Here is a 2,370-nt window from a genome sequence, read left to right on the forward strand (position 1 = left end):
CGCAGGACAGCCAGAGCGTGTTGGACGGCCCGACGGCCGCGATCAGCAGCCCGCCGCACGCCTGCCCGGCGATCTGCGCGCCGCCCGCCGTCATCGTGAAGACGGACCGGCCGAGCACGTAGCCGCCGTCCCCGGGCAGGATCTCGCTGAGCATCGCCCAGGTGGACGCGGACGCGAGCGGCATCAGCAGGCCCAGCGCGAACATCACGCACAGCGTGCCGCCGACCGGCAGCACGTCGGTGGCGAGGAAGGCGGTCGTCGCGGACTGGACGAGGTAGACGCCGACGAGAAGCCGCCGGGGCGGCAGCCGGTCGGTGTGCGAGAGCAGGAGCGCGCCGCCGATGACGTAGGGGAACATCTCGGCGGTGTAGGCGAGGGCGGCGAGCAGCGACGATCCGGTTCGCTGGTACACCAGGACGGAGAGCGCGAGCATCCGCACCATGTCGCCGCCGACGAGGATCACCCGGAGCGCGAACAGGACCCGGAACTCGCGGACGGCGAAGATGTCGCGGTAGGCGACGGTGGCGGGGGACGTGGTGGAAGTCGTCGTCACGAAACGCACCATCGCGGCATATTGCCTACAACGCTAAGGTTTCGGGCAGGAGCGAAACATGGCGTGGATCGAGGTCGGTCCAGGGGATGTCACCGCCTCGCGGTTCGCGGTGTCGCCCCTGGTAGAGGTCACCAGCGCGCTCGGCGTGCTGGCCGGACGGCACGAGACCGGGCCGCTGGAGCCGTGGGTGCGGCGCGCGCGCCCGGCGTTCCGCGCGCTGATGGAGGACCCGGCCGTCCGGGCGCTGGCCTACCTGCGCCGGCGCGGCGGCTACGTGGCCGACTTCGTGACCCCGCCGCCCGACCGCGTCCACATCACGCTGGACGAGCAGCTGGCGCAGGTGAGGGCCACGCCGCCGGCGCTCGCGCGGTTCGAGCTGGCGCAGAACCGGGCGGGCCTCGCCGCGCCGGACCGGGGCGTCCGCGCCGTCCTGGACTCGCCCGACGTGGTGCCGCTGCTCGCCGGCGGCCTGGCGAGGGCGTTCGCCGCGCTCATCGCGCCGGACTGGCCCACCATCCAGACGATCTTCGAGCGGGACCTGCTGTACCGGGCCGGCCGGCTGGCCGTCTACGGCTGGGCCGAGGCCCTCGCCGGGCTGTCCCCGCGCGTCCACTGGCACCCGTCCGAGACCGGCGGGCTGATCGAGCTCTCCGGCCTGGACGGCCCCCGGGTGTCCCTGAACGGCGCGGGGCTCCTCTTCCAGCCCTCGGTCTTCGCCGGGCTCGGCTACTCGACCGAGCCGCCCTGGCGGAACACGCTGTCCTACCGGGCGCGCGGCGTCGCGACCCTCTGGTCCCGGCACGCGCCGCCGAACGACGGCCTGCCGAGGCTCATCGGCCGCACCCGCGCCGACGTCCTGCGCGCCCTGGACGAGCCGACCACCACGACCCGCCTGTCCGCGCTGCTCACCATGAGCCTCGGCAACGTCGGCGACCATCTGGCCGTCCTCCGCGACTGCGGCCTGGTGGCCCGCGACAGGTACGGACGCGCCGTCCTGTACCGGCGCACCGAACTGGGCGACGCCTTGCTGAACAGCGAAGTCCCGCCCTGATCGAAAGGTCAGTACCGCAGGACGGCTCTGACCTCGAACCCGCCGTCCGGGGTCGGCCCGGCCGCGAACTCGCCCTCGTGCGCGAGCGCGCGTTCCCGCATCCCGACCAGCCCGAAGCCGCCCCCGGACGTCCCGCCGCGCGCGGGCCCGCTGTCGCGCACCCGGATCTCAAGCGTTCCTGGCCGGTTCCGGACAACGACCCGGCACCGCGCGGACGCCTCGGCATGCCGCCGCACGTTCGCCAGGGCCTCCTGGACGATCCGGAACGCCGCCAACTGCACCCCGCCGGGCACCTCGTCCGCCCGCAGGCCGTCCGTGCGCAGGCCGTCCGCGCGCAGGTCGAGCCGCGCCCCTGCGGCGACGACGAGCGCGGGCAGTTCGCCCAGGCCGGGGGCGGGTTCGAGGGCGGCCTCCTCAGCGTCCCCGCGCAGCACACCGAGCATCGCCCGCATCTCGCCTAGCGACTTCCGGCTGACCTCCTCGATCACCTCCAGCGCCCGCCGCGCCTCGTCCGGACGCTCGGCCACCACGTGGTTGGCGACCCCGGCCTGGACGGCGATCAGGCCCATCCCGTGCGTCACCACGTCGTGCATCTCGCGCGCGATCCGGAGCCGTTCGTCCGTCCGCGCCCGCTCGATCTCGCGCTCGGCGTTCCGCCGCCGCTCGGCGACGGCGCGTCCGGCCGTCCAGGCGCCGCCGAGGAGCACGAGCCCGAGCAGCGCGCGCGGCAGGACGGTCCCGACCGCGCCCGCCGGAGCGCCCGCGC

The 2,370-nt window shown here is 74.9% G+C and carries 3 protein-coding genes; 1 reads left to right on the plus strand and 2 read right to left on the minus strand.

Annotation, left to right across the window (positions count from 1 at the left end; genetic code table 11):
* A partial coding sequence (locus AB0J52_RS36570; RefSeq protein WP_500187491.1) for an MFS transporter occupies positions 1-553 on the minus strand: 553 nt, incomplete at its 3' end.
* Positions 554-611: 58 nt separating this feature from the next.
* Here AB0J52_RS36570 and AB0J52_RS36575 point away from each other — a divergent pair.
* Entirely contained in the window at positions 612-1,604 is a 993-nt protein-coding gene (locus AB0J52_RS36575) for an ArsR/SmtB family transcription factor (protein ID WP_500187492.1), read from the plus strand.
* An 8-nt stretch (positions 1,605-1,612) separates the two neighbouring features.
* Here AB0J52_RS36575 and AB0J52_RS36580 read toward each other — a convergent pair.
* On the minus strand, positions 1,613-2,370 hold a 758-nt coding region (locus tag AB0J52_RS36580; protein ID WP_500187493.1), incomplete at its 5' end, for a sensor histidine kinase.

It is taken from the genome of Spirillospora sp. NPDC049652 (genome assembly GCF_040675125.1).
Classification (GTDB): Bacteria; Actinomycetota; Actinomycetes; order Streptosporangiales; family Streptosporangiaceae; genus Spirillospora.